Annotated in this window: 21 protein-coding genes; 18 read left to right on the top strand and 3 right to left on the bottom strand. The window is 44.7% G+C overall.

The window, feature by feature from the left end:
• The first annotated feature begins 71 nt into the window (after positions 1-71).
• From SRRS_RS22275 to SRRS_RS22240, 8 genes are all read left to right on the top strand, one after another.
• Positions 72-461, top strand: a complete 390-nt coding sequence (locus SRRS_RS22275) for a GntR family transcriptional regulator (protein WP_371363598.1) — start codon at positions 72-74, stop codon at positions 459-461.
• Positions 458-1,153: an ABC transporter ATP-binding protein gene (locus tag SRRS_RS22270; RefSeq protein ID WP_371363596.1), complete on the top strand. Its 696-nt coding sequence runs from the start codon at positions 458-460 to the stop codon at positions 1,151-1,153. The genes SRRS_RS22275 and SRRS_RS22270 overlap by 4 nt, the downstream gene beginning before the upstream one ends.
• 22 nt (positions 1,154-1,175) lie before the next feature.
• Positions 1,176-1,961 carry a hypothetical protein gene (locus SRRS_RS22265; protein ID WP_371363595.1) on the top strand — a complete coding sequence of 262 codons (786 nt, stop codon included), beginning with the start codon at positions 1,176-1,178 and terminating at the stop codon, positions 1,959-1,961.
• 34 nt (positions 1,962-1,995) lie between these two features.
• Positions 1,996-2,316, top strand: coding sequence for a YbjQ family protein (locus tag SRRS_RS22260; RefSeq protein ID WP_371363594.1), 321 nt, complete (start codon positions 1,996-1,998; stop codon positions 2,314-2,316).
• 191 nt (positions 2,317-2,507) lie between these two features.
• Positions 2,508-3,365, top strand: a complete 858-nt coding sequence (locus tag SRRS_RS22255) for an MBL fold metallo-hydrolase (RefSeq protein ID WP_371363593.1) — start codon at positions 2,508-2,510, stop codon at positions 3,363-3,365.
• 131 nt (positions 3,366-3,496) lie between these two features.
• Complete coding sequence (gene acsB, locus SRRS_RS22250) at positions 3,497-5,632, top strand: acetyl-CoA decarbonylase/synthase complex subunit alpha/beta (RefSeq protein ID WP_371363592.1); 2,136 nt, start codon at positions 3,497-3,499, stop codon at positions 5,630-5,632.
• A 189-nt stretch (positions 5,633-5,821) separates the two neighbouring features.
• A complete protein-coding gene (locus tag SRRS_RS22245) occupies positions 5,822-7,063 on the top strand; it encodes a glycosyltransferase (RefSeq protein ID WP_371363591.1) in 1,242 nt (413 codons plus the stop codon).
• Between the two features lie 352 nt (positions 7,064-7,415).
• The gene (locus tag SRRS_RS22240) at positions 7,416-8,255 is read left to right on the top strand and encodes a helix-turn-helix domain-containing protein (RefSeq protein ID WP_371363590.1); all 840 of its coding nucleotides are present in this window, start codon (positions 7,416-7,418) and stop codon (positions 8,253-8,255) included.
• Between the two features lie 43 nt (positions 8,256-8,298).
• Here SRRS_RS22240 and SRRS_RS22235 read toward each other — a convergent pair whose 3' ends face one another.
• The gene (locus tag SRRS_RS22235) at positions 8,299-9,069 is read right to left on the bottom strand and encodes a serine hydrolase (RefSeq protein ID WP_371363589.1); all 771 of its coding nucleotides are present in this window, start codon (positions 9,067-9,069) and stop codon (positions 8,299-8,301) included.
• A gap of 509 nt (positions 9,070-9,578) precedes the next feature.
• Here SRRS_RS22235 and SRRS_RS22230 point away from each other — a divergent pair.
• Positions 9,579-9,992, top strand: coding sequence for a (deoxy)nucleoside triphosphate pyrophosphohydrolase (locus SRRS_RS22230; protein ID WP_371363588.1), 414 nt, complete (start codon positions 9,579-9,581; stop codon positions 9,990-9,992).
• A 125-nt stretch (positions 9,993-10,117) separates the two neighbouring features.
• On the opposite strand, the gene SRRS_RS22225 is transcribed toward SRRS_RS22230, so the two are convergent.
• Positions 10,118-10,777 (bottom strand): DUF1836 domain-containing protein, encoded by a 660-nt coding sequence (locus tag SRRS_RS22225; protein ID WP_371363587.1) that lies wholly within the window; start codon positions 10,775-10,777, stop codon positions 10,118-10,120.
• Positions 10,778-10,967: 190 nt separating this feature from the next.
• Here SRRS_RS22225 and SRRS_RS22220 point away from each other — a divergent pair, with 190 nt between their 5' ends.
• The 5 genes from SRRS_RS22220 (at position 10,968) to SRRS_RS22200 (ending at position 17,865) form a co-directional block, all read left to right on the top strand.
• The gene (locus tag SRRS_RS22220) at positions 10,968-12,173 is read left to right on the top strand and encodes an MFS transporter (protein WP_371363586.1); all 1,206 of its coding nucleotides are present in this window, start codon (positions 10,968-10,970) and stop codon (positions 12,171-12,173) included.
• 89 nt (positions 12,174-12,262) lie between these two features.
• On the top strand, positions 12,263-13,966 hold the full coding sequence (locus SRRS_RS22215) for an amidohydrolase (RefSeq protein ID WP_371363585.1): 1,704 nt from the start codon (positions 12,263-12,265) through the stop codon (positions 13,964-13,966).
• Positions 13,967-14,165: 199 nt separating this feature from the next.
• On the top strand, positions 14,166-16,385 hold the full coding sequence (locus SRRS_RS22210; RefSeq protein ID WP_371363584.1) for a hypothetical protein: 2,220 nt from the start codon (positions 14,166-14,168) through the stop codon (positions 16,383-16,385).
• Between the two features lie 23 nt (positions 16,386-16,408).
• Positions 16,409-17,602: a hypothetical protein gene (locus tag SRRS_RS22205; RefSeq protein WP_371363583.1), complete on the top strand. Its 1,194-nt coding sequence runs from the start codon at positions 16,409-16,411 to the stop codon at positions 17,600-17,602.
• A gap of 41 nt (positions 17,603-17,643) precedes the next feature.
• Complete coding sequence (locus SRRS_RS22200) at positions 17,644-17,865, top strand: zinc ribbon domain-containing protein (protein ID WP_371363581.1); 222 nt, start codon at positions 17,644-17,646, stop codon at positions 17,863-17,865.
• 103 nt (positions 17,866-17,968) lie between these two features.
• Here the strand turns inward: SRRS_RS22200 and SRRS_RS22195 are convergent, their stop codons facing one another.
• Positions 17,969-18,880: a LysR family transcriptional regulator gene (locus SRRS_RS22195; RefSeq protein ID WP_371363580.1), complete on the bottom strand. Its 912-nt coding sequence runs from the start codon at positions 18,878-18,880 to the stop codon at positions 17,969-17,971.
• Between the two features lie 228 nt (positions 18,881-19,108).
• On the opposite strand from SRRS_RS22195, the gene SRRS_RS22190 reads away from it, so the two are divergent.
• The 4 genes from SRRS_RS22190 (at position 19,109) to SRRS_RS22175 (ending at position 24,084) form a co-directional block, all read left to right on the top strand.
• Complete coding sequence (locus tag SRRS_RS22190; RefSeq protein WP_371363579.1) at positions 19,109-20,101, top strand: D-cysteine desulfhydrase; 993 nt, start codon at positions 19,109-19,111, stop codon at positions 20,099-20,101.
• Positions 20,102-20,338: 237 nt separating this feature from the next.
• Positions 20,339-21,133 carry a hypothetical protein gene (locus SRRS_RS22185; protein WP_371363578.1) on the top strand — a complete coding sequence of 265 codons (795 nt, stop codon included), beginning with the start codon at positions 20,339-20,341 and terminating at the stop codon, positions 21,131-21,133.
• Positions 21,134-21,489: 356 nt separating this feature from the next.
• Complete coding sequence (locus SRRS_RS22180; RefSeq protein WP_371363577.1) at positions 21,490-22,302, top strand: methyl-accepting chemotaxis protein; 813 nt, start codon at positions 21,490-21,492, stop codon at positions 22,300-22,302.
• A gap of 360 nt (positions 22,303-22,662) precedes the next feature.
• Positions 22,663-24,084, top strand: a complete 1,422-nt coding sequence (locus SRRS_RS22175) for an amino acid permease (RefSeq protein WP_371369912.1) — start codon at positions 22,663-22,665, stop codon at positions 24,082-24,084.
• Positions 24,085-24,244: the final 160 nt, after the last annotated feature.

Here is a 24,244-nt window from a genome sequence, read left to right as displayed (position 1 = left end):
TTATGTCGATATTGACAACACTAGTCACATAGTGTACTATTTGACTAGTACACTACAACGGAGGCGCTCAAATGGATACTAAACTTGAAAGAATTGAGTTTGATACCAGAATCCCAATCTATATTCAAATTATGGATTATATTAAACGACAGATTGTAACGGGTGAACTCAGTTGTGGTGCCAAATTGCCCTCGGTGCGGGAGATGGCTGCTGTTTTTAAAGTCAATCCCAATACCTTGCAGCGCGTATATCAGGAGCTAGAAAGAGAAGGTATTACTTTTACACAGCGGGGGCTGGGCACCTTTGTAAGCGAGCGCCCGGACATAGTTTTGGAACTGCAAAAAGATATGGCGAATGGACTTATCCGTCAATTTATTTCGGGTATGAAAACCATTGGCTATTCGAATGAAAGAATTATCAAAGAAGTCGCCGACTACTTGTACAAGGAGGATATGAAATGAATAATATCTTAGAAGCGCAAATGCTTTCTAAATCTTTTTTCTCAAAAACTGTACTTCGCAATTTAAACCTTCAGGTTCGTGAGGGCAGCATCCTTGGTCTTCTAGGCCCAAACGGAAGCGGGAAAACTACTTTCTTGAAAATTGCGGCCGGGCTCTTACAGCCTACATCCGGAAAACTGCTCATCGGCGGACATACGCCTGGTGTTGTTACCAAGTCGATGGTAGCTTACATGCCGGATAAAAACTATCTTTTCAATTGGATGAAAATCAGCGATGCCATCCAATTTTATGCCGATTTTTATACTGATTTTGATAAAGAAAAAATGGGAGAACTGCTGGATTTTATGAATTTAAATCCTGACCTGAAAGTAGCTGCCCTTTCCAAAGGTATGACTGAGAAACTAAACCTGGCTTTGATTTTAGCAAGAAAAGCACGGCTTATGATACTGGATGAACCGTTGGGAGGAGTAGATCCCAGCGCCAGACAAAAGATTCTTGATGCTATTGTTAATAATTTTAGTGAGGACCGGACCATTATCATTACGACTCATTTGGTTCGAGATATAGAAAGCCTGTTTGATGATGTTGCCTTTATCGCCGACGGTCAAATTCTCTTACAGGGCAATGCAGAGGAGTTACGTTACGAAAAAGGTAAATCCATTGAGGAGATTTTCTGTGAACTATATCGATAAATGACAATTGGGAGGAATATAAATGTTAAAACTTATAAAATATAACTTTAGAAACGATACGAAAGAGCTTTTGATTGTTTTCAGCATATTTTTTATTACCGCTGCAGTAGTTGCATTAAAATTTGACAAATGGCCTGATGAATTGCTCGGCTTTTTAATCGTCAGTGCCTTTATCTTTGCGTTAATTGGCACATTTATAGCCAACCTCCGACGATTTAGCAGCTATGTGTATGGAGACAAAAGTCCGCTTATCCTTACCTTACCCCAAACCGGCTTTTCTCTGGTTGGATCATTGCTGCTGACATCATTATTAGAGTTACTGTTGGTTGGTGTCGTAGGTGTCATTTGTATCTCGATAGCCGGAGCGAGCTGGATGTCACTGCGAGGAGTCATGCTTGGGACTGCTATTCCTGCCATCCTGCCAATACTTATTGTGGTCTGTGCAAGCATTATCGGCGGTTGGATACTTTCATTGCTCACCTTCTATTTCTCGTTAGTTCTTGGCCGGGGTCTGGTTCGTAATAAATTTTTTGGTTGGCCGCTAGTAGTTATAAGCTTTGTTGGCGTTTCCTTCTTCTCTTCACTGCCTGATCGTCTCATGGCAATTTGGTCGTATACTGTTTCTCTACCCATTTCTTTCCCGATATTCGTTACCGATGCCACCCAATCAGCGGCGCAGGTTTCAGTACAAATGGGTGAGATATTCACTATCGCTCCATTGGTATTAGCAGCAAAAGCTCTAGTAGCTTTCGTATTGTTCTGGGCCACTTCCTATCTGGTTGAAAACAAGGTTGAGGTTTGTGAATAATAATAACTCCTAAATAAAAAAAATGAGGTGTCATATGTTAATTACCACTACACATATTTTAAGTGACTACAAAATTACCGAATACCTAGGAATAGTAAGCGGTGAGGTAGTAATGGGAACAAACGCTTTGAAAGATATAAAAGCAGCCTTATCCGATGTTTTTGGCGGCCGCAGTGCATCTTATGAAAGCTCGTTATCGAAAAGTATAGATAATGTGTTGGAGGAAATGAAAGAACGGGCAAAAGCCATGGGAGCTGACGCCGTATTAGGCGTACAGCACAGCATATCCACGGTAGGCAATGGATTGCTAATGGTAGTTATTATGGGAACGGCAGTAAAAGTGGAACATATGTAGTGTTCTGCCTCTAGGACTCAAAGAAGCCCCATCTTGATCAAGGTGGGGCTTCTTTTATGTAAATATCTTTGCGTATTGATAGTGTGACACAGTCCCAGCTTATGATAGAATATTATTGGTTAATAGCTTGTTTCTACACTTTTAATTAATTATTCGCAATAATCTTTGACAACAAAGGATGATTGGCAAAAATGGATCAAATCATAGACGTTACCGGTGGACGGGGCGGAAAGGCCTTCTTGTTGGTTGGAACAGACAAGACAGCGCTGATAGACTGCGGAATGGCCTATTGTGCGTTTACTCTTATCAATAATTGTAAAGAAAGACTTAAATCAAGAGCTCTGGATTATATTCTTATCAGCCATTCCCATTATGACCATATTGGTGCCATTCCCTATTTGCGGCAAGAATGGCCTGCCCTTAGCGTGCTTGGTGCGGAATATGCCCAAAGAGTACTTACTAAGCCCAGTGCCTTACAAACGATTCGCAAGCTTAGCGAACAAGCCGCCGAACTTTACGGCGGGGGCGAACTCCCCCGCTATGATGATGAGCTGCTCAGAGTCGATGAAGTCGTTAACGACCGGGATGTCCTGGAGCTCGGTGACATGCGGATTGAGGTCATCAAAACTATCGGACATACCCAATGCTCCTTGTCTTTCCTTGTTAACGGCCACATACTATTTGCCAGTGAAACAACAGGCTACATGAGTAAATCCGGCCTGGTTTATCCGGCATTTATAACGAGCTGTTCGGACGCAATAGAGTCAATCTATATCTGCCAGAAGCTTAATCCGCGCTTAATAATATCGCCGCATTACGGGCTGGTTAGCAAAACTAATACGGCCGATTACTGGGAAAAATGCCTCAGGGCGATTCAAGATACGAAAGAATTTATTCTTCATTTAGTGGAACAAGGTTATGACGAGCAGCAGATTTTGGACAAATATGAGCGAGAATTTCGTGATGAGCACAGCAGGCTGGAGCAGCCGGTAAATGCATTCCGTTTAAATACGCAGAGTATGATTAAAACGCTGCTGCGGGAAGAATAAATAATCACTCCTAAAGATGACATCAGAAGTCAACATTTTCTATCTATTCTTAATTTTTGCAGGATTATGGCTAGCCAGCTAGAATACAAAGTATGTAAAAAAAATAACGTACTCCTGAAGGAGGCTTGCTCATGTCCAAACAAATCTGTGAATTGGCCTATCAGGGAGCGTCAACTGCAGTAGGTCTTGCGGAAAAGCTCCTTAATGAAGCCATTGAAAAACACGGTGCTGAAGCATCGGTAAAGTATCCTGACACGGCATATAAATTGCCGCTGGTTACTGCGTTAAGTGGAGAAGAAATAACTAGGTTAGGCGATATTGTTCCTGTTTTGAAGAGGATTAAAGAAAATAATCTTAAGCCTGAACCGGAGTTAGGAAACGCACTGTTGTCCGGTGAGGCAACTCTGTATGCCGGTGAAATTATTGAAGCGCTGCGTTATGTAGGCGGTGCTAAACCGGATGAGCCTCCCTATACCGGTTTTTTACCTGATCCCATTTTGCGTAAGTTTGGAGTACCGTTGGTTGACGGCACTATTCCCGGTGTTGCCGTTATTACCGGGAAAGCCAAAGACGCTAAAGCGGCTGCTGCGTTAGTTAAGGATCTGCAATCCAAAGGCATCCTTATTGCGCTTGTTAATGACATTATCGAGCAATGCATTGGAGAAAACATCAAGGTTGGTGTAGATTACCTGACTTTCCCGCTGGGTAAGTTTACTCAGATTATTCATGCTTGTAACTTTGCTGCCCGTGCCGGTTTAGCATTTGGCGGTGTGCCCAAGGGGGCACGTGAGCAAATGCTTGCGTATACTAAGCGTCGTGTTCCCGCTTTTGTTATCGCTTTGGGAGAACTGGACGCTGTTACTGTCGCTATTGGCGCCGGTGCGTTATTTATGGGATTCCCGATTGTTACTGATCAGGCGCTGCCGCCGGAGCTGCAAATTCCCGGACTTTTGGAAGCGCAGCCTGACTATGATAAAATTGTTCAATTAGCTTTAGAGCTTCGCGAAATAAAACTCAAAATAGTGGACATTCCTGTACCGATTACCATTGGTCCGGCTTTCGAAGGTGAGACCATCCGCAAAAAAGACGCCTGGGTAGAGTTCGGTGGCGGCCGGGCTCCTGGTTTTGAGCTTGTACGCATGTGCGGTGCCGATCAGGTGGAAGACGGAAAAATTGAAGTTATCGGACCGGAAATTGACGAAATGCCGGCAGGCAGCGTGTTCCCGCTGGGCATTATGGTGGATATCTATGGCCGTAAAATGCAGGGAGACTTTGAAGGCGTGCTTGAGCGCCGTATCCATTACTTTATCAACTATGGCGAAGGCTTGTGGCATGTGGCTCAGCGCGATTTGTGCTGGCTCAGAATCAGTAAAGCAGCCAAAGAGGCTGGGTTCAAAATCCGCCACTACGGCGAATTGCTGCTGGCCAAGTTTAAGTCAGATTACCCGGCTATTGTTGACAGAGTACAAGTAACTTTGATAACCGACGCCAAAGTTATCGAAGAGAAAATTGCTATTGCCCGTGAGAAATATCAGGCGCGTGATGCCAGACTGAAAGGTCTTACCGACGAGTCGGTTGATACTTTCTATTCCTGCACCCTGTGCCAGTCGTTTGCGCCGAATCATGTCTGCATTGTTTCACCGGAACGTGTTGGCTTATGCGGAGCAGTAAGCTGGCTTGACGCTAAGGCATCTAATGAGATTACGCCGACAGGTCCTAACCAGCCTATAGCAAAAGGCCAATGCCTGGATGCTGAAAAGGGCATGTGGCAGAACCTGAATGATTTCCTCCACAGCGCTTCCAACCGTACGTTGGAGGAAGTTAACTTGTACACCCTAATGGATAGGCCGATGACATCCTGCGGCTGTTTCGAGGCCATCATTGCCATTCTGCCGATGACCAACGGGGTTATGATTACTACCCGTGAACACTCTGGTGACACTCCCTGCGGCATGACCTTCTCATCACTTGCCGGCACTTGCGGCGGCGGGGTACAGACACCCGGCTTCATGGGTATTGGCCGCCGTTATATCGTCAGCTCCAAGTTTATTGTCGCCGACGGTGGTCTGGGGCGGATTGTCTGGATGCCGAAAGAACTAAAAGACTTCTTGAAGACAGAACTTACCGAGCGAGCGGTTGCTCTCGGACTTGGTGACGACTTCATCGATAAAATTGCTGATGAAACCGTTGGCACAACCGAGGAAGAAATCCTCCCGTTCCTCGAAGAAAAACAACACCCTGCTCTCAAAATGGCACCATTAATGTAATAGGTTGTTGTACAAACCGGCACCGTCCATACGGTGCCGGTTTTTTATCTTGCTGGAAAGTGCCTGAGCCATTGCTCACGGGCCAGGGAAGAAGTGAATATATTGTAGAGAATTAGGTGTTTTCGAAAAGAGCCGTGAAAATTTTTTTTGAGGGTACTTAAAGACTTCAGATAGTAAGAGGTGATATGGGTGAAGATCGCTCTTTTGTGTACGCAAGATAATGGCGGGGCAGGCAGAGCTGCTTTACGTCTGCATAAAGGTCTTAATCAAATTGGGGAAGACAGCACGTTCTACGTTAAAAGGAAAACAACCGATAGTTATAATGTTGTAGAAATGAGACCAGCTGAGTATTTTGAACAAACTCTCAAGTATTTACAGAAGTGTTTCTCAAATACATACGAAGGAAATACAATCTGTTCTGCCATGTATCCAGGCCTGGGGGTAAGGAATTTGGAAAGACTGCAGAATTTTGATGTTATAAATCTTCATTGGATACCAGGACTTGTCTCGCTGGAGGATATACCCACAATGCACGCTATGGGGAAACCGGTGGTCTGGACACTGCATGACCAGAATCCAATGACGGGCGCGTGCCATTATACGCATGGCTGTGAAAAGTATAAGTTCGATTGTTCGGATTGCCCGCAGTTGAAAGACAATTTACTGGACGTACCAAAGGCAATAATAAAGGCCAAGATAAGGGATTGGCCTAAAGATATTGTTGTTGTTACGCCCAGCCGGTGGCTCGCCAATTGTGCAAAAGAAAGTGCAGTTTTTAAAAAACATCGTATTGAAGTAATCCCTTACTCACTAGAGACAGATATTTTTAAACCGGTTACCAATAATGAGGTAAAAACAAGTTTGGAAATACCTGAGAATGCCAAAGTCATTTTGTTTGGGGCGAATAGTTTTGCCGAAAAACGCAAAGGCTTGCCGGAATTAATAGAAGCAGTTAAGCATCTGCAGACAGATAGCAGGGTGCAGCAACTGCTCGCGGCTAACCAGTTATACATTGTATCTTTTGGTTATCCAGCACCGCCTCTTGATAGTATCGGTATACCTTATAAAACAGTGGGATATACGATACAGGAGGAGATGCTTGTCCGGTTATATTCAACTGCTGATGTTGTGGCGCTGCCGTCCTTAGAAGATAATTTACCCAACATTATGTTGGAAAGTATGGCCTGCGGGACTCCGGTTGTTGCTTTTGCGACAGGTGGTATGAAAGATACGATAAAAAGAGGCAAGAATGGGTTCTTAGTTCCATTGCGGAATACCAAGACTTTTGCTAAACGTCTTATCGATGGAATTAATGGAGGGCACCTGAGGGAATATTGTCGTAAGTTTATTGAAGAAAAATATCGATTAGATATTCAAGCCAAAAAGTATCGGGAACTATTCCAGGATTTGGTTAAAGCTAAAGACGCATAACCCTACTACTTACCTCAGTCACCGCGAATATCGGATTATGCCGCAAACGTTGGAAGAGACGGTTCAATGAGGTGTGTTTATGGGAAACGATATCGAGCTTTGTGGCAGGTATATTTCCTGGGTAATACTTCAGCCAGATGTTACAGATTAAAGTATCTTATTCATATATCTTCAGCTTTGTGAAACAGCAGTGACATCTTTTCTTGTTCAAATGCCATCATTGCTTCTTCGAAAATTCAACTGTTAGTTGAATTTCTTTGCTAAATATTCAACTACTATTTGATAGACTTAGCGTGTAATCAAAGCTACAATTATAGTGTCAGTACTGATAGTTTGCAAAAGGAGATTATCTATGGCTAATGATAACAGGTTTGGGCACCGGGTTGCCTTATTGCGAAAAGATAAAGGATATACACAGGAACAAATCAGTCTGATTTTGAATGTTACTCCCCAAGCGGTTTCGAAATGGGAGAAAGGCAGTGCGTTGCCTGATATCGGTTTGTTGCCACTGTTAGCAACGACCCTTGGGGTGTCTGTTGATCATCTGTTGACGGGAGACCGTCTAACGGACAAAATAAGTCCTTATGATGGGGAATATAAGAAAGAGGACTATTATTGGGGATTACAGCCTTCCTGGCTTGCGGAACAGATTGTGGAAATTCTAGAGGGGAGCCAAGTCGGCAAACGGCTGTTGGATATCGGCAGCGGGGAAGGGCGGGATGCCATATACTTTGCCAATTGCGGTTTTGAGGTTACTGCGTTGGAACGATCCATGCCCGGAACAGAAAAGATTAGGCAGTATAGCAATAGGGCAGGCTGTACGGTCAATATTGTTCATGCCAATATGATCGGTTATGAACTCACCGACTTATATGATGTAATCTATTCGATGGGTTCCTTGCAATTCTTGCCGCTGGAGCTAAGACACAGCCATTTTGAAAAATACAAACGGCAAACGAAACCCGGCGGACTTAATGCTCACCTGATTTTTGTTGAAAAGCCATTTATTCGGACGGCTCCAGATTGGGATAAGGATGAGTTTTTCTATCTGTCTGGTGACTTGGCACGGTATTACTACGACTGGGAAATACTTCTTTGTGGAGAGCAGATTATCGACTGTAATTCGTCAGGCATTCCTCATCAGCATGCAGTGAATTATATTATTGCTAAAAAAATTGGTGTAGAAGGTTAAGCCGGAGGAAATAGAAAAAAGCCAGCATGTGCTGGCTTTTTTTCTATTTCCTCCGTAACGCGTTATACAGTTTTGCGGACTCCTTAGCGATGAAATCGCTGGAATAAGTGTGGTCGCTGGTGCGGGTGTAAAAACTAATTAAAATGGGATCATGGCCGTCTTGAACTACTCCTACGTCACAAAGCACGTCATCCAGTTCGCCGACCTTATGAAAAACGGGTACTTCCATAAAGCGGGGAATTTCATCCTGGAAGATGGTATTGGACAAATTATCTTTTAATCTTACGAGTTGCTTCTTTTCAAGATATTTTTCGTTGTAGATGGTTTCCATGACTTTGGCCATTTCATAGGGGGTGGTGACGCTGTGATAGTCATATGTTTTGTAGGCTTGTTCATCGTGGATTTTGGTCTTTCTTAAGCGTAAATCCTGCTGAACTTTGCCTAAGTAATTTCCCGGGGTTGCGTCAAATTCGTTAAGTAATGACTGAAATGAATCGTTGTCACTCACCCGAATCATACTGTCTATGTAATCATCGTACTCGGATCTTTTATCAACCGCGGCTTTGGGATAAAGATATTTGTAAGTAGCCAATGCCACAATTAATTTGCTGGTAGAGGCGGTAGGAAAGACGTTGTCTTGGTTAAATTGAATGGTTTGTCCGGTTTTTACGTTTTTGGCATAAACGCCAACTTGCCCGTTAAAGTTTCGGAGGTCGCCGGCTATTTCTTTTTCTAGTGCGGGCGCAGCGTTGACTGTTAGGTTTGCTGCGAGGATAATAATAAGTGTACATAGAGTAATTAGCTTTTTAAACATCGAATTCCTCATTTCTTAAAGATAAAGTAGATTTAGCTTCAGGCGGTATTTTTAAGTCCGTCTGAAGGTTAGTCGTCCTTATCCAGGGACTTTCCTGCTCCTTAACCTACTCCGAAGGGTGCAGGAAGACGCTCTGAGTCTTAAAGCGGGTTCGTCACGGATAATTTCTATTTTAGCATAAATTTAGTAATTAGGAGTAGGTGTATTTTTCCATGGAAAAAGGTTGAAAACACCGTCAGCGTTGCTCCTGACGGTGTTTTGACTAACTTTGGGATAATTTTTTAGCTTTGCTCAATCTCCGCAAACCTTGTCTGCCCCGCAATTTTTCCGTTCCTGCAGCTGCGTTGTCTTTCTCCGCTTTTTTTTGCTGATAAAGCTGCTTTAACATGACCAAAACACTCTCCCTTCTAATTTCCAAAACATGTATATAATGTATTCTGCTGGAAACGGGAATAACCCTTTTGTGTTTTACAAAAAATTGAATTTAGTTAAAATAGGGGGTACGATTCATGGAAACGATGGCTGCAAGTTGTAAAGTAAAAATTGTAACAGCGGCGATATTGATGAAAAATGGAAAAATTTTGTTGTGCCAGCGGGGGCAGGATGATCCGCAGGCCTTTAAGTGGGAGTTTCCCGGCGGAAAGCTGGAAGAGGGGGAGACGCCGGAGTCTTGCCTGGTGCGGGAGATCAGAGAGGAATTGTGTTTGGATATTGCCATAGACCGGCATTTCTGCGATAGCTGTTACAATTATTCATCCGGGCAAATTTTGCTTAAGGCTTATTTAGCCCGGATTATTGGCGGTGAATTAAAGACCGTTGTGCATAATGCGGTCGAATGGGTAATGCCGGAAAATGTAATGGCCTATAATTTGCTTCCTGCCGATGTCGTGATAGCTGAAAAAATTATGCGGGAACCATTGTAATTTTAGTCGCATATATTAAATTGTAACAACAGCTTTGCCGTTAATGAAGTGATCTAGGGACTATAAAAAAGGAACTCTAGTCAGGCCGCAACCGGCTTGGGCTAGAGTTTTCACTATTTCACAGCTTATTTTTCGGGGCTTTTGAAAACACCATTAAGTTCATGGTCCGATGGAAGAGCTGTGTCAGGAATTTTGTCTTTTTTAGCAAAATAAGTCTCAATGATGAGTTCGGCCATTTTTTTCGATAAACTGGCTTGCGAGACAAGCAGGAGGACACTTAGGAAAAGCTGGGCGTCGTTAACGTTATTCTCACCCTCCAGATGGGCTGTTTTGTCGGTAATGAAGGATAGCTTCTGGACAAAGTTTTCATTAAATTCGGCGAGGTGCTTTTCGGTAAGCTCAAGATAAGTGGTGTAGATATCTTCTAATGGGAGTAAATCATCGTCAGGGGTATCCATATCCCGCAAAATAGGTTCAAACAAGCGTTTGATATCGCTGATGGACAAAATTCCCTTGAGATTATAAATCAATATTAACAAAAGGATATGTTGCTTGGTATATTTTTTATTTTTGGGTGGAATTAGTAGTCCGTCTTTGGTGTAGTTGTTTACCATTGTTTTCGTAAAGACAGGAACATCGGGTTTGGCGACGATGGCTTTCAAGTGTTGGTTGAGAAATGTCAGCAGCTGTTCCATGTATAATTCGATATCGGGAATTGTATCTAATGGTATTTCTTCAGACTCCCGTATTTCTTTGGTCATCTTGGCGAGAATTGATTTTTTCATTATGACTCCTCAGAGCGATATATATAATAACGCAAATATACTATAAAAGTATCATAAAATATTCAGTTTGTGAACTATTTTGGCGAAATAACCGAAATATGGGAGGAGACTAGGTTTAGAATTCCTAGTGCTGTCTAACAGAAAGTAGTATAATAGAATAAGTTTTCCTATTGTTTAAAGAGGTGGCAGTATGATTGGGCAACGCAATTTATGGGTATTATGTCTGGGGGTAGCTTTATCGGGAGCAAGCTATACCATGGTTATTCCCTTTTTACCACTATATTTATTTGAGTTAGGCGTAAGCCAAAGTGAAGTTACAGTCTGGTCAGGGCTTATATTTTCCTCAACGTTTCTGGTTGCAGCCGTGCTTGCACCTTATTGGGGCAGACAGGCCGACAGGCTGGGCAAGAAGAAGATGCTAATGCGGGCTGGGTTTTGTTTGGCGGTAGTTTACTTTCTGGGTTCACTGGCAAGAAATCCCTATGAATTGTTAGGTATGCGTATTCTGCAGGGTGTAGCCAACGGCTTTGTACCGGCGTCTTTTGCCATTGTCTCCTCAAGTGTACCCGAGAATAAGATGGGATCCAGCCTGGGATTCATGCAAACAGGCTTGTTGACTGGCGGCATATTAGGGCCGTTACTGGGCGGCGTATTATCGCATGTGTATGGAATGCGGCAGTCTTTTGTTATTGCGGCATTCATTATCTTTTTGGCGACGGTGGCAATTCTCGTGTTGGTGAAAGAGCCGGTAAATACAGCTCCGGCCAAAGCCGGCAGCATTAGAGAAGATTTAAAGGCGGCATGGGCTAACCGGAAGCTTGTTAAGCTGTTGTCGCTCCTATTGCTTGTTCAGATGACGGCCATGGTATTACAGCCATTGATTACGTTATATATCACTGAACTGCAGGGGAATTTGCAGGGCGCAGAATTAACTTCCGGTTTTATCCTGGGATTAGCCGGTATTGCCGGCGCTGTAGCGGCGCCGATATGGGGGCGGATTGGTCAAAGATTGGGGTTTGCCACAACCCTGATTATCGGGCTTGGTGGCGCCGGGGTGATTAATTCGTTGCAGTTTGCCGTTACTAATATTATTCAATTTAGTATTATTCAGTTTGCTTTCGGGTTATTTATTGCCGGTGTTCTGCCTGCGATTAATGCTATGGTTGTAGCCAATACCAATTTGGATTTTCGTGGCCGCGCCTTTGGCTTGACAACGACCGCCACCATGCTCGGAGCAATGTTTGGACCTATTTTCGGCGGTGTTATTAGTTCGCTGGCGGGAATAAAAGCTGTATTTGTGCTGACAGGGCTGTTGCTGTTAGGCGCTGCTCTGGTAGTTTGGCACAGTGTTAAGGCCGGTAAGGCGGCAGCCTGCCTGGAATCGGGAGAGGTCTAGCCGAATTAAGTCATGGGAGTATTCGTTTTGATTATGAGATAAAATAGCATATCAAAGTAGATTAAGTAGAAAAACTAGGTGGTGTAAACATGACCCAGGCATACTTTGCCGATATGGTACTAAAAAACGGGGTAATTTATACGGCTGATTCAGCGGATACCGTATGCCGGGCCATAGCTGTCCGGGACGGAAAAATTGTGGCTGTGGGCAGCGAGGACCAAATCGCAGAAAATATTGGTGACCGTACGGAACTAATTGATTTGCAGGGCAAAATGGTTATCCCCGGAATGATTGACAGTCATATTCACCCGCCGGGAATTGCCCTGTCCGAACTATATGAGGTGCAATTATTCGGAATTAACACGATAGAAGGTTATCAACAAGCTGTGAAAAGCTTTATCAGCCGGAATCCGGATACAAAAGTGTTATACGGCCAGGGCTGGCTGTGGAGTGCTTTTACGGGGCTTGAGGCGAGTAAAGGTCCACGCAAAGAACACCTTGACGAAGTGGCGACGGATATCCCGGTAATACTCAGAGCTATGGACGGACATAGCTGGTGGATTAATTCCAAAGCCTTTGAAATCAGCGGCATTACCTGTGAAACTGAGTCGCCTGAAGGCGGCAGTATTGAAAAAGACGATGGTACCGGCGAACTGTGGGGTACAGTAAAAGAAACGGCTATCCCGCTGGTGAGACAGCCCAGCTATACTTTAGAACAAACTGTACAGGGCATGAAGGCCTTCCAGCGGAGAATGCACAGCTACGGCATTACCGGTATACTCTCCATTATGGGCCGGAGCAACCAACTGATGCTTACGGCTTGGGACGACCTTAGAAAACGAGACGAACTGGCGCTCAATGTCCGCTGTGCCATAACGGTAAATCCTCAGGAAGATGTGCCGAGTCAGTTGGCGGCTATTGACCAATGGCGGAAAGAGTATCATTCGCCCTATTTTCAAATAACGACAGCTAAGTTTTTTGCTGATGGTGTCGTGGAAGGTGGAACCAGCTATCTATTAGAGCCCTATGCCCCGGAGGCAGGCAAGGCGGCGGGGTATTGCGGCAGTTTGCTATGGGAATGGGACCGGCTTAAGGATGCATTTTGCCTGACAAATGAGTATGGCTTGCAAATTCACGTCCACTCAACAGGCGATGCGGCGACAAGAGAAGTGTTGGATGCGTTTGAAGCTGCACAAAGTAAGGTTGGTTCAGCTAATATGCGTAATGCGATAACCCATTTGCAGCTTGTGCATCCGGATGATATTCCCCGGTTTAAAAGTCTGAATGTTATTGCCAGTGTTCAGCCTTACTGGCATCTTAAGGGACCTAACTGGTGGCAGAATGTCGATTACCGGATAATTGGCGAGCGGGCAAAACAGGAATATCCGCTCAGATCGTTTGTCGACCAGGGGGTTGTTATTGCCTCCTCCTCGGATTACTCTATTACCCCTGTACCCTATCCAATGTATGCGATTGATACAGGGGTTACCCGCAATCTTTATAGCGGCCGTAATTTTGGGGTAGAAGATATAACCGATATGGATGATGACAGATATCTGTTAAATAAGAAAGAGCGCGTTTCGGTGGCTGATATGCTTAAGAGCTTTACTAGTAACGGCGCCTACGCTCTATGTATGGATCGTCAGACAGGATCGCTTGCCGTGGGGAAACAGGCTGATCTTGTTGTTCTTGACCAGGATTTATTTGCAATAAACCCCATCGATATTGATAAAGTCAAGGTTACTATGACCTTCTTTGCCGGAAAACTGGTGTATAGCAGCGACATGAAATAGCAGGAGCATGATTAACGGCCGCAATCTGACAGGATTGCGGCCATTAGTGTATCCCTGACGATTTTAAACAAAATTCTGCAATATTGGAGTGAAATAGGCGTTTTAGTGAAGGAATTAGTAATTTAATAATAGAATAGGATTCTAGCTGCACCTGTGCGTCGGATGTCGATAATCTTAGGCGGTGAAGGGGTTAGGTATTGTGGCTTCCGTTAACTTAACAGACACATTAATACTGTCCCCGGATGCAGGCCAAATGGATAATGGCGAGGCCTTGGCAGTGCAGAACGTGCGTTTTGTTGAACGGCCGCCAGGGACCGATAAGGCCATAGCGATGGCCGAGCTTAGTTACCAGCAGGCCCAACGCGGTTATAAAACTTTGGTTATATCCGAAGCGGCGCAGGTAATAGAAAAGGTATCGGGGCATTTGGTAAGAAACTGCCAACTCAGAGCTTTGCGTTTGGGGAGTACCGGTAATGCGGAAGAGAACGCATTGACTTTTTCCCAAGATAAAGTGGTAGACGCTTGGCTTAGTCAGGTAGCAGAACAGTGCCGGCAAGATTTGCTGGTTATGCGCGATAGTAAGGACCAAGCCGACAGCGTGCGTCTGGAACTGGACAAGCTCACCAAACGCCAAAGTGAAATCGGCGAAGAATACGTTAATACTGCGGCCAAACTTGCTGCAAGTGAGGAACAGTGGCGGGAATTAGCCGAACTGGTTGAGCAGGAACAGCAAAATTATCGTCAATTGCGTGAACGGCAGGAAGGTGTACAAGCTGAGCAGGAAGCTATCGTGATGAGCCAGCCGGAAAGCAGTAAGACAATTGCCATGCTTAAGCAAAAAATAGATAGTTTGCAGGCGGCCAAGCAGCAAACGGAAACAGTAATTGCCCAAAACAGGGCGGCGAAAAACGATTTAACGATTAAGCTGGCCCGTTTATCTCAGGCCGTTGCTTTGGGCGAACAGAGCGGCCGGCTGGAAGAGGCTATTGCTGACCGGCGTTATGCGCTCAGGCGGTTGGAAGGAGACAAGAAGAAGCTGGTCAAATGTCTTGAAATGCTTACTGCACAACAACCGGATGAAATTAATTTGTCCGGCAAAAGCCAGGAAGAGCAGATAATGACGTTATGGCAATACCAGCATTATTTAAATGAACTTGCGGCAGTTGCGCTGGAAGTTTATCAGCAACAGCAGGCGCCGGTGAACCCTATTTTGAATCAGGACATTGCTCTGTTAGAAAACAAGATACATAGTATTAAAGAACGGCAGTCTGACCTTATTTCCATAGGGAAAACTACAATAAATGAATTTCATGAGATCGTAAAGGTCATAGTGGAAACGGCAGAAGAATATGGCTGGACGACAAGCTTGTTTAAATCAGATATCCGGGACGTATCTGCCAGTTATCAAAGTTTTAGCCGGCTTCATGAAGCGACGGTTGAACTGTTGTGGTCATCGCCGCCAAAAGTATTGACTAAGCTAGGGTTTTGTACAGAGTGGAAGGAAAAATTATTTGAGTTAGTGGTAAGGGCTAAGGCGATGGAACAACTGGTAGACTCGCCGAACACTATTTATGAACATACAGTGGCCGAAATTGAGGCTGTTTTAATGGAGTGCCGGTATCTGTCTCAGCGTGTCTATGAGGCTTGTTATAAGCATCTTTTGGCCTGCGGGCAGACGGTAGAGCAAACCTATAATCAAATTCAGGCCGATTTGGCAGCGATGTCACGGCAATTGCAAGACTTCGGCAATCCCCAAACCTTGGCAGCCCAGATCGTGGAGAAGGCGGCCGCCGAGAAGCTCAATTTTAAACAATGCCTAGAACAAGCGGAGGCTGTTCTAGGCCAGGCGCAAGCCGAACTAAAGCAGCAGGAAAGTGAATTGGCTATAGAGCAACAGGCTCTTATGGCAATAAGTACAGCAGAACACACAGAATATCAACAGGCTTTGGATACGGCAGCCGTCCAGCTTGCGGCAATCGAACAGCAGTTACAGCTGCAGGACAGCACCCTGTCGAACAGCAGTCGGCGTTTGGATGAATTGCAGGATGAAATTGAAATGTCGAAGACTCAATTGGAAGTTTTGACTTGTGATCAGAGAACTATTGACGAGCCCATTGCCGTCCTTACCGTGAAGTTAGAAGAAACTTTACAGGGATTTAATGAAACAAAACTTTCTTTAACGGCAGAATGGCTAAACCGGTTGAGCCAAGCATCAAATGCCGAAAAGAGGAGCATAACTCCGTTATATATTACTCATGCTAACGTAATGGGGATGACCTTTGCTGATGTTGATACCCTGGCGTTTACGCAAATTTCTTATGAATATGATGTGATAATTACCGATAACGTAAATGCTAGTAATCCATCGCAACGGCTGTTGGCAATGTACTACGGGAAAAAGGTTCTGGTAGTAGAATAAATTTGTTGGGCAGGAGGGTAACTGTGGGCTGGGTTGTTGAACAAAAATCCTTGGAACTTGATAGCATCGCCCAGGATGTAGTTTCTGCGCAACCAGGCCTAGTCCTTCAGGAAGCCCGGGAATGGACACTGCCTGCTGCCATTTTCACCATTGCGGTTAAGGTGAGCGGATACCGGCGCTGCCATCTTGTTGAGGAATTTATTATTAAATGCATTGGCAGCGGATTACCGGAGCTTAAAACTCTGCTGGGTATCGCCGGATTGCTAAAGCTGGACGAAGTTTTGGTTAAAGAGTGTCTTAGTTTACTAGTGCGGCAGGGGTTAGTAACCGCAAGCCCTGCCGGCGGGGATGTCATCTATGATTTACCGGAAGGTAAGCAAAAGTGTCAAACGACACAAATCCCGCTGGCCTTTTGGACCGAACTTCGAGTAAGTGTAAATGCTCAGTATGGGATCGTGGAGCCCTGCCGGCAGAATGCGGACAAAATTTGCCTGGAAGGCGAGCCGCCTGTTTTTCGCTATTGCCGCCATCGGGAAGAGCAGACAAAGCGTGAGCATTTTCAGCTAAGTCGGGAACAGGCCGATTATATATTCGCAAAACAAGGTCAGGGAGTAGACCTTGAGGAAGCGAACTTATCCATTACTGAAATGGGCGACCGGCAATTTGTGCAGGAACAGCAGCGGACGTATGGAGAAATTTGGGTTTATGATCCTAGTGCCAGGCGGGTGTTTTGCCGGGTTTGGGATTTTGAGAATAACACTTTCTCCGAAAAACTGGCTGGTGTGCTTATAGAACTGGAGAGTGAGCAGCGGCAGCAACAGGCGCAAGCTGCTACCCAAAATGACGCTGTTGTACAAGCGCTAAAGCAATTAGAGGCACAACTGCTGGCAGGCGATATTGCCGATGAAACTAAATGTATCGCTTGGTTCGAGGCTCTGCTCGGCCTGAGTGAGCATAACGATATACGGGAGATACTGGCGGAAGAAGCCTTAGAACAGGTAGTTGCCGGTCATTCTCTCTCAACGATGCTGAAGCTGCTTGGGGTCTACGTTGCCGCTGAAGAATACCAGATTGGGTTTAACCGCCTATTAGAGTTTGTTATGCGACAGGAAGATCATAGCGAATTAATTCAGTGGCTGGAGCAACTGTATGCTGAACATTTTGCAGCCTACGCTAGCATAACATCTGTCTATAGGAGGCTCGCGGGCTACGAATAATAGCTAAATTATTATCATTTTTAATAAAGGAGATTGTAGTTATGCCTATCTATGAATACTCTTGTAAAGAGTGCGGAAAAGTAGTCGAATTACTGCAAAAATCAGGGACAGCCAATGCCGGTATTACCTGCCCTGAGTGCGGGCAGGATACCTTGGCCAAAGTGCTTTCCGTAACTGCCCCGGCTCAGATGGCCAAGAATGCCCCGGCCGGCTGCGATATTGGCAAAGGAAGCTGTGGTGGCTGCTGCGGAGGTTGTCATTAGGGAAAACTAACCTGATGGCAAAAAAACAAAAGTCTGTGAGAAACGTATGGCTGGTTTCTCGCAGACTTTTTTGTTTGCAGCGGTTTAGGGTTTAGGATGCTTGTTAACAGATTGGTTTGCCGAAGAAGCCCGGCAACCCTTTGTTTGAACGCAGTATGTCGGTAAAGATGGATGTTGCTTTTGTTTTAAAGCGGGTATCCGGTGTTATCAGTGAAAATTTTCGGTAAAACGGTGTGCCGTCTACATTTATTATCTTTAAGATACCGAGGGATATTTCTTTTTGGATGGCGCAGTGCGACAAAAGGGTAATCCCTAGATCGGCCTGGACGGATTCTTTAATAATCTGAATGCTGCCAAACTCCATCAAGTTTTCGGGGTGAAAATCTAGTTCGGAAAACATTTTTTCGGTGGCCTCGCGGGTTCCCGATGCGGGTTCACGCACGATCCAGGTTTGGTTCTTTAAATCAGATATATCCTTAGGGTCTCGGATAACGCAGGGATTACCAGGTGAAGCCACTATATACAGCAAATCATCGGCAAACGGTTCGATGACCAAACTATGCTGCTGAACATTACCCTCCACGATGCCGATATCCAACTGACGCCCGGCTACCCACTCGGAAATTCTTTTGGTATTAGCGATAGTAATTTTGGGCTTTATCAGAGGATAATGTGCCTGCAAGTAGGCGATAACATAGGGTAGTACATATTCGCCGAAGGTATAACTCGCACCAATGGTCAGATCACCACTGGCTTTGTTCATAAGATCGTCTACTAAATTTTTCATCTGTGTATAAAGACCAATAATTTCGCAGGCATGATGGTAAACAATTTCACCTGCTTTGGTTAATTGAACATATTTATTGCTGCGGTCCAATAATTTTGCACCGGTGTTCCTTTCCAGTGTTTGAATGTACTGGCTAACGGCAGGCTGCGTCATGTGCAAGGCTTCGGCGGCTCGGGTAAAGCTTTGTTTTTCTACGACAGTGACAAAGATGAACAAGGACTGATCCAAAAAATTCCCCTCCCCCAAAAACAGAAAACAATTCATATAAGTAATGAGTTATCGTAAATATCAGGATAATTTATTTTTCTTATTTTTAATTATAATCTATACTTGTTTTTAGATAAAGCAGGCATAGCTTCCCCGGGGTTAATTCCAGCGGGGGATGCTATTTGGAACTTGGCTTCAGAGTGGATGAAGTTACAGGATAAAGCCAGTTTAAATAAGGGGGAAATGAAAATGAATCTTTCACAATTTCCACGCCGCCGGTATACCGAAGGACAAACGCCGTTAGAATTTTTGCCTCGTCTGACCCAGGAACTGGGCGGACCAAACATCTGGATTAAACGCGATGATCTGCTTGGCTTGGCGGGTGGCGGCAACAAGACCCGGAAGCTTGAGTTCTTGGTCGCTGATGCATTGGCGCAGGGGGCAGACACCCTCATCACCTGCGGTGCCGTTCAATCCAATCACTGCCGCTTAACTTTAGCTGCTGCTTGTAAAGAAGGGCTGCGTTGTTACCTGGTATTGGAGGAACGGGTTCCCGGCAGTTATAATGCCAAAGCGTCAGGCAACAACTTTTTGTTTCAGCTAATGGGAGTAGCCGGAATTACAGTTGTGCCAGGCGGTTCTGATCTAATGGAGGCTATGGAAAAAGTAGCTGCGGACGTCCGTAATCAAGGCGGCAACCCTTATATTATTCCCGGCGGCGGTTCTAATGCCGTAGGAACTATGGGTTATGTGGCTTGCGCCGAAGAAATCCTTGCTCAGGCCTTCGATAAAGAGCTAACTATTGACTGTGTAGTTTGCACAAGCGGCAGCGGCGGCACCCATGCGGGACTGGCAGTTGGCTTCTGGGGCAATAACACCGGCATTCCTGTAGTCGGCATTAATATCAGCAGGCCAAATGCGACTCAGCGTCCGTTAATCTATAAGGATGCTAAAGCAACGGCGGAGCGGTTAGGTTTGGATTTCCCTGAAGAATTTGTGGAATGTGTTGAAGGCTATGTTGGACCAGGCTATTCCCTGCCTACTAAGGAAATGGTGGAAGCTGTGGAATTGATGGCAAGAACGGAAGCGATTTTGCTAGACCCTGTATATACCGGTAAAACGTTTTCCGGACTGATTGGGCTCATTCGCCAAGGGCAATTTAAGAAAGGCCAAAATGTGGTGTTTGTCCACACCGGCGGCTCGCCGGCGCTATATCACTACAAAGACTATTTTGAGCAATAAAACGTAACTATAAACATAAGGGCTGTGAAAACTTAGCAATAAGTTTTTACAGCCCTTATAGTTTAGCAACTGGTTATTTTAACGCCATCGTTAGTCCGATGAATAATGAGAGAGAGACTGTTACGGCTTTAATGTCCATTTGAGTTTTTGAGCTGCTCTTTCATTCCCTTTTTCCTTTATGTCTGCATATTATGTAGAAACACCATTGCGATTAATCAGACAAAAAGGGGGATGTATATGGATGACATTGATTCCCGCATAAACTTTGCATGCCTGGACCCAACACTGAAAGGCATTATTACCTGTTTGAAAAAAATTAACAGGATAACAGACGAAGTTATTGAGTCTTTAGATAAGTGCAGTGAAAACACGAAAAAGAACATTCTGTTTTGCATCTTGCTAAACGAACTGGAAAACATTCAAAACCGCGCGCTGTCCTGCGCGACCGACAGTGTGCTTACGTGTGGGCAGGACCCTATTGGAGTAATCCGCACCATTCGGACCGATGAGAACAATGTACTTGCTACTTCGCCCAGCGCCAGCACCCAATCACAGATAGGCCGGCTGTTTTCGTCTGAAACTGGATTCAGCACGGCGGTTGATGCAACTTTTTTTGTAGTAATTACTAACCCGCCGGGAACAGGAAGAATTATGTATGTAGATTCGGTTTTGGGCGGCAGTCGCCTTATTCCCGCCAGTCCGAATGTAAGCGACGCGGCTATAGATATAACAGTACATCGTGACGCTGTGCCTGGTTCTCCTGGGATGATTATAAACAATCTTAACTACGGCTTCCCCGACAACAGCGCCATGATCGTTACCAGTGCTTCTGGCGGTGGGGGTGGCGCAATTATCAGCGCAACAACTCATGCTTTAGGCTATTTTTCCCTTGACTTTGCAGGAAAAATAATTGTTCCGCCTGGTCATAGCTTCTCGGTAGAGATTTCGCCTGTAGGGCTTCCAGCGCAAATCGCGAATGGACTTAGTATTTCCCTGACGGTGATATGGTACGAACTTGACCAACCCACTTAATCAAGGTTTATTAATCAAAAATGGTCTCAATTCTTAGTGATATAGGATTTGAGACCATTTGCCTTTACTTAGCTCAGATTCTTTACAACCGGCCCGGTTCTTTTATGCCGCTAATCAGCAACACTAAATGCGAACAAAGCCAATAATAAAATAAGAATTATTTAAAATATTTAAATTACATAAAGGGAAAATCCAATAGTTGGTAGAAAATATATAGAATTTTAGACGATAGGATAAAGAAAACACGGCTTGCGCCGAGCCTTTGGCGAAGGTGGAAGCCGATGTTGCTCTTATCCAGGCGAAAGTTATACTTTCTAACAGGACAAAATATTAGTAAACTGGAGGAGGAAGCAGATATGAACCAACTGGAAGCCGCAATTAATTCGGCTCCGCTTTATCAAAAATTAAATGCCATGGATTGCAGTATTATGATTGCAGATGCCCAGGGAACTATCGTGTATTTTCTTAATGCGGAAAAATTTAAGCTGAATACCGCCGTCGGCGGCAAGGTCGCAAGCGGCGGTGCTGTTGATGAATGCTTAAAAACAAAACGGAGCATTCACAAGCTGCTGCCGCCTGAGCTGTATGGTTTTCACGCTAAAGCGAGCTGCACGCCGATTATACAAAATGGGGAATTATTGGGGGCAATTTCTAGCGCCGTTAGTATAGAAACTCAGCACGCGCTGCATGAAGCTTCTCAGACGATAGCAGCTACCACGGAACAATTGTCAGCTACTTCGGGCGAGTTAGCGGAAACAGCAACACGACTGGCCGGCGGCTTAAGCGATATTAAGAGCAGCGGTGAGCGGGTGCTATCCGACATTCAAAAAACTGACGATATTTTGCGCTTTGTAAGCGATGTTGCAGCAAATTCCAACCTGCTTGGTCTTAACGCTGCCATTGAGGCGGCCCGGGCAGGAGAACATGGTAAAGGCTTTGCTGTGGTGGCCGAGGAAATTCGCAAAATGGCGGTAAATAGTGCTGAAGCGGTGAAAAATATCAAAGATATTCTCCAAAACATCCAAAGGGAAACCAATACACTTGTCAGTACTGTTATTGATACTACCGGACTTGGCGAACGGCAGGCGGCGGCAACTGAGGAAATATCGGCTTCTTTGCAGCAATTGGCAACAACCGCTAATGATGTTGAGCGAGTTGCCAAATTATAGTCGAAACCTATTTTTTAAAAATAATTGACGAATTTATTTTTATAATTTATAATAGACTTAAAGTTCAAAAAATTTCAAAAGTAATCTCTTTCAAGCCTATAGCTATTAGATATTAGGGGGCAGGACTCTAGTTGAGTTTTGCCCTTTTTTATTTGGCCAAAATACTATGGAACGTTTTATTTAGGCCAAGGTTCAAAAAATAAAATAAGAAAGGGGGAACACCAGGCCCCAGCTTGCTCTATTTTTCACAGCAATAGTTACGAAATCAGATGAACTCCGTTATACGTTGGGCAAAAAAAGCAATAAAGAAATTGGTAAACCCATTAGTAAAAAGTCTGCAAAAGTTTGGGGGAAAGTATGATGTCAACACCAACAGTAGACCTTGAACAAATGTGTCCGGAGAAGTCCGGACTAAAACGTGACATGAAGTCGCGTCACCTCATGATGATTTCTATCGGGGGAACCATTGGCACCGGATTATTTATGGGTTCGGGCCAGGTAATCAGCCAAGCTGGGCCTGTCGGCGCTATTTTAGCCTATATATTTGGCGGTTTTGTCATGTATTTAGCGCTGTTATGCTTAGGTGAACTGGCGGTAGCCATGCCTGTAGCCGGATCTTTTCAGAGCTATGCTTCCCGCTTTATTTCCCCAGGAGTTGGCTTTACAGTAGGCTGGCTGTACTGGATTAACTGGTCGGTTTGTATTGCTGCCGATTTTACGGCTGCCGGTATCATCATGTATAGCTGGTTTCCCCAGGTGCCTGTATGGATCTGGTGTGCTATCTTTTCTGTAGCGTTAGCGCTGCTCAACTTGATTTCAGTTAAGGTGTATGCTGAAACAGAATTTTGGTTTGCCGGTATAAAGGTTGTTGCTATTGTTAGTTTTATTATTGCTGGCGCCGGATTAATGTTTGGTTTTGCCGGGAATGAGGGCGCCATCGGATTTTCTAATTTTGCTACAGGTGAAGGCGGCTTGTTTCCCAAGGGAGGCTGGGCAGTATTTTTAACTATGATTGCTGTAGTTTACTCGTTCCAGGGTTCGGAACTGGTGGGTATTGCGGCGGCAGAGTGTGAAGACCCGGGGAAAAATGTGCCGAAGGTTATAAAAGGTATTACTCTGCGGATTGTTCTCTTCTATGTGTTTGCCATGATTGTACTTGCTGCTACGATTCCCTTTGAAGAAGCCGGTTTGCTAGAAAGCCCGTTTGCTCATGTATTTGGCCGGATTGGAATTCCGGTAGCCCAGACTATTATGAGCTTTGTTGTACTTACTTCCGCTTTGTCGGCGGGCAACTCTGCTCTCTATGTTTGTTCCCGCTTGCTGTGGTCGATGGCTAAAGACAAGCAGGCTCCGGGCTTCCTTGAAAAATTAAGTGCAAGTGGGGTTCCTTATTACGGTGTATTAGTAACTTTGGTCTTGTCCGGACTGTCATTGCTTACTAGCGAATACGCCGCAGATACCGTGTATTTGTGGCTGATGTCCAGTGTTGGTTTGACTGGCTGTTTAATCTGGATTGTCATTGCTTGGTGTCAGCTCAATTTCCGTAAGAGTTTTGTGGCTCTGGGCGGCAAACTGGAGCAGCTTGTGTTCAGGACTCCGGCTTATCCTTTGCTGCCTGTTTTGGCAATCTTACTGAATATTGGTATCATTCTAAGCCTGTATTTTGATGAATCACAACAAATCGTTTTATATACCGGTATCCCGGTTATAATTTTCATCTATGTGTACTATCTCTTGGTTCATAGCAAACGGACCGACAAATCAACTGAAGTTCCGCAGTAGATAAGTCAATAGTTTTGCTTGACTTTTCCCAGTGTCTGACTTATGATGCAAGTAGAACCTTCCATAGTTGCGAGTTGTGAGAGCGGAAGGTAAGTTAGAACTAGCATATGGAAGAAAAGTGATGGTTAGAGCTGCTGGGATGTAATTCCCGTTATGGATA

The organism is Sporomusa rhizae (assembly GCF_041428845.1).
GTDB lineage: Bacteria > Bacillota > Negativicutes > Sporomusales > Sporomusaceae > Sporomusa > Sporomusa rhizae.
This window is presented reverse-complemented; position numbering and strand designations above follow the sequence as displayed.